We start from the raw sequence: 3,626 nt of genomic DNA, 5'->3' as shown, positions 1-3,626 counted from the left end.
GGCCGGCCGCCGGCCGGGTCTCAGTCTCGGACGAGGTGCTCATCGCGTGCCTCCTCGGGCTCGGTGCCCTTGCGTACGGCGGGTGCGGCGGTGCGGGCGGCGGGCGCGGCCGTGCCGGACCGCGCGGACCTGGGCCGGGCGGCGCCGGGGACGTAGGAGGCGCGCGGCAGCCAGTGGGTCAGGCGGCGGCCCAGCAGTTCCACGGCCGTGGAGGTCAGCCAGCCCAGCACCCCGATGGTGACCATGCCGACGAAGACGCCCGGGTAGTCGACGACGGTGTAGTCCTGCCACGTGCGGTACCCGACGCCGTACTGGCCGGAGATCATCTCGGCGGAGATCACGCAGATCCACGACACGCCGATCCCGACGGACAGGCCGCCGAAGACGCCGGGCAGCGCGCCCGGCAGGACGACCGAGGCGAGGACCCGCCACCGGCCGCCGCCCATCGTGCGCACCGCCTCCTCCCACACGGGGGTCAGCGCGCGGACCGCGTGCCGGGTGGAGACCAGGACCGGGAAGAAGGCGGCGGTGCAGGTGATGAAGACGATGCCCTGCTCGTTGGAGGGGAAGAGAAGGATCGCCACGGGGACCAGGGCGATGGCCGGGATCGGGCGGATCACCTCCAGCACCGGGCCGAGCAGATCCTCGGCGAGCCGCGAGCGGGCCACCAGCACCCCGGTGGCCACGCCCAGGACGGCGGCGAGCAGGAAGCCGGTGAGGATGCGGGTGAGGCTGTCGGTGAGGTCCGTCCAGTAGTCGGGGCCGGCCAGCCGGTCGGCGAAGGTGCGGGCCACGTCGGTGACGGTGGGGAACTGCGAGAAGCGCAGCCAGAGGTCGACGTCCCGGCTGGTCAGCAGCTGCCACAGGCCGAGGGCGGCGGCGAGCGAGGCGACGCGCAGCGCGTACCGGATCATGACGCCCGCTCCAGGGCCTCGGCGTACGTGACGACGCGGGCACCGCCGTGACCGCCGATGTAGGCCTGCGCGGTCTCCGGTGCGACGAAGGGCAGCAGCCGGTCGCCGTCGGCCACCCACACCGACCGGTCGGCGAACCACAGGGTGCCGGTGGTGGTGTCGGGGACGTAGGCGGCCCGGACGTCGTCCTGGTGCGCGGCGACGTGCCGCAGCAGGGCGGTGGGGGAGGGGAAGGGGAGCGTCTTGCGCGTGCCCTTCGGCCAGACCTCACCGGCCGGCTTCGGGGGCGTGGAGGCGAGCCGTTCGGCGTAGGCGGTGGGGCCGAGTGCCTTCTTCACGTACCGGTCGTCGACGAAGGCGTCCACGTCCACGTCGCCGGTCAGCTTGGCGGCCTTGAGGACCGACACGTCCTCCTTCAGGGCCGCGACGAGCTGGGGTTTGATCGCCGGGTCGAAGGTGGCGATGCCCTGGGCGCCGTTGTAGAGGTAGACGGCCTCGGCGGGCAGGCCGGTGGCCTTCGCGACCGACTCGGCGGCGTCCACCGGGTGTGCGTCCAGGTAGTCGGTCGCCTGGGTCTGGGCCTTCAGGAAGGCGTCCAGCACGGCCGGGCGCTTCTTCGCGAAGTCCTCGCGGGCGGTGACCCCGTGGAAGGTGGGCAGGTTCAGCTGCGCACCGTCGTACAGGGCCTTCGCCTTGCCCTGCCGGGCGAGCAGGCCGGGCCAGGCGACGAACTGCGACAGGGCGTCCGCACTGCCCGAGGACAGCGCCGAAGCACCCACGGCGGGCTGCTGGTTGAGCTTGTCGATGTCCTCGTCCGGGTCGAGGCCGGCCCGCTGGAGCGCCCGTACGAGGGTGCCGTCGGCGGCCGAGCCGACGCTGGTGGAGACCTTCTTGCCCTTGAGGTCCTTCAGCGAGGTGAGGGAGGAGTCGGGGGCGGTGACGATGGTGTTGAGGCCGCCGCGGAGGTTGTAGCCGGTGACCGAGACCAGGCGGGTGGGCTTGCCGAGCTGCTTGCCGCGGGCCGCGTTGATGAGCAGCGGGAAGTCGCCCATCGAGCCGATGTCGATCTTTCCGGCGGTCATCTGCGCGGTGATGGGGGCGCCGGTCGCGTAGTCCTGCCAGTCGACCTTGTAGGTGACGCCGTCGCCGAGGGCGTCGAGCTGCTTCTCGAAGTAGCCGAGGGAGCGCAGGAGGGTGCCGGCCGTGACCGTGTTGATGGTCCGGGACTGGTAGCCGACGGTCACGGTGACCGTCGAGCCGTCGCCGTCGGCCGACGCGCTGCCGCCGCAGGCGGTGAGGGGGAGGAGCAGGGCGGCGACGGCCGTGGTGGCCAGGACGGCGGAACGTTCGAGTTTCATGGGAGTCGGCCTCTCACCGGAGCAGGTAGGGCATGTTGACCGTGACGGCCCCGGTGGGGCAGCGGGCGGCGCACGGGCCGCAGTACCAGCACTCGTCGACGTGCATGTACGCCTTGCCGTTGCTCTCGTCGATGGCGAGGGAGTCCAGCGGGCACATGTCCACGCAGAGCGTGCAGCCGTCGATGCACTTCGACTCGTCGATGGTCACGGGCACGTCGGCCCGCTGGGGCGCCAAGGGCATGGCTGTCTCCAGGGAGGTGCGCGAAGGAAGGGGCGGGGCGGAGGGTGTTGCCGGGACCGGTGGGGCGGAAGCCGCTCACCGGGTCCGGTGCAGGAGGCCGCTCATCGCGATGCGGTCGCCGCGGAAGCGGATGAACTCCAGGTCGACGGGGCGGCCGTCCGCGAGGTGGGTGAGGCGTTCCAGCATGAGGACCGCCGTGCCGCGCGGGGCCTCGAGTACGGCGGAACAGTGCGCGTCCGCGGTGATCGCCTCCAGGGTGATCTCGGCGTGGCCGAGGGGCCGGCCGGTGACGGACTCCAGGAGGCGGAAGACGTCGGTGTTCTCGAGGTCGGCGCCGAGCAGGGGGGTGCCGATGTCGAGGGGCAGGTAGGTGAGGTCGAGGGAGAGCGGGATGCCGTTCAGGCGGCGCAGGCGCTCGATGTAGAGGACGTCGGTGCCGGGTGCGACGTGGAGGCGTTCGGCGACCGGGGCGGGGGCGCGGACGGCGGCGGTCGTGCGGACCTCGTTGGTGATGCGGCCGTGTTCGTGCAGGGTCTCCGCGAGGCCCATCAGGCGGTCCAGGCCGTGGGCGTACTTGCGGGCCACGACGACGGTGCCGACGCCGGGCTGGCGGGCGACGAGGCCTTCGGCGCGGAGCAGGTCCAGTGCCTCGCGGACGGTGTTGCGGGACGCGCCGTAGTCGGTGGCGAGGGCGTCCTCGTGGGGGAGCGTGGTGTCGGGGAAGGCCTCCGTGAGGATCTGGCGGCGGAGCAGGTCGGCGAGCTGACGGGCCCGGTCGGCACGCAGCCGGCGCCGCGCCCGGTGGGCGGCGACGGTGGTCGCGCCCTGGCCGGCGTGGTCTCGGATGCGGTCGGTGGGGGGCATGGCGGGAACCATACCTATGTGGTGGGGTTCGTGGTGTTGCTGGATTGTTGCGCCACCGGGGGCTCCGCCGGTTGGTGGGGTGAGCTGGGGTTTTGTGGGGGGTGGGGGGAGATGTGCCACCCAGGGGCGGCGGGCGGTGGAGGTCGGCCGGGGGCCCGGTGTTGGGCGGTGGGCGGCGTGCGGTGTGCGCGTCGGGTGGGGTGGGTGGCCCGGCGTTGCGGGGTGCCGCCGCGCCCACCCGTGCCGCCC

The 3,626-nt window shown here is 73.1% G+C and carries 4 protein-coding genes; all 4 read right to left on the bottom strand.

What is annotated here, in order from left to right; translation table 11 throughout:
* Nucleotides 1–20 precede the first annotated feature (20 nt).
* The gene (locus GTW67_RS24680; protein WP_161166999.1) at nucleotides 21–914 is read right to left on the bottom strand and encodes an ABC transporter permease; all 894 of its coding nucleotides are present in this window, start codon (nucleotides 912–914) and stop codon (nucleotides 21–23) included.
* Nucleotides 911–2,272 carry an ABC transporter substrate-binding protein gene (locus tag GTW67_RS24675; RefSeq protein WP_161166998.1) on the bottom strand — a complete coding sequence of 454 codons (1,362 nt, stop codon included), beginning with the start codon at nucleotides 2,270–2,272 and terminating at the stop codon, nucleotides 911–913. The genes GTW67_RS24680 and GTW67_RS24675 overlap by 4 nt, the downstream gene beginning before the upstream one ends.
* Nucleotides 2,273–2,285: 13 nt before the next feature.
* Nucleotides 2,286–2,513, bottom strand: coding sequence for a 4Fe-4S dicluster domain-containing protein (locus tag GTW67_RS24670; protein WP_010986276.1), 228 nt, complete (start codon nucleotides 2,511–2,513; stop codon nucleotides 2,286–2,288).
* A gap of 75 nt (nucleotides 2,514–2,588) precedes the next feature.
* Complete coding sequence (locus tag GTW67_RS24665; protein ID WP_161166997.1) at nucleotides 2,589–3,377, bottom strand: GntR family transcriptional regulator; 789 nt, start codon at nucleotides 3,375–3,377, stop codon at nucleotides 2,589–2,591.
* Between the last annotated feature and the right edge of the window lie 249 nt (nucleotides 3,378–3,626).

Origin of the sequence: Streptomyces sp. SID5910 (assembly GCF_009862125.1) — a bacterium.
Classification (GTDB): domain Bacteria; phylum Actinomycetota; class Actinomycetes; order Streptomycetales; family Streptomycetaceae; genus Streptomyces.
This window is presented reverse-complemented; position numbering and strand designations above follow the sequence as displayed.

Bases quoted from the DNA above. Each gene is read 5' to 3' on its own strand.
- GTW67_RS24680 (WP_161166999.1), bottom strand. From the start codon at position 914: ATGATCCGGTACGCGCTGCGCGTCGCCTCGCTCGCCGCCGCCCTCGGC.
- GTW67_RS24675 (WP_161166998.1), bottom strand. From the start codon at position 2,272: ATGAAACTCGAACGTTCCGCCGTCCTGGCCACCACGGCCGTCGCCGCC.
- GTW67_RS24670 (WP_010986276.1), bottom strand. From the start codon at position 2,513: ATGCCCTTGGCGCCCCAGCGGGCCGACGTGCCCGTGACCATCGACGAG.
- GTW67_RS24665 (WP_161166997.1), bottom strand. From the start codon at position 3,377: ATGCCCCCCACCGACCGCATCCGAGACCACGCCGGCCAGGGCGCGACC.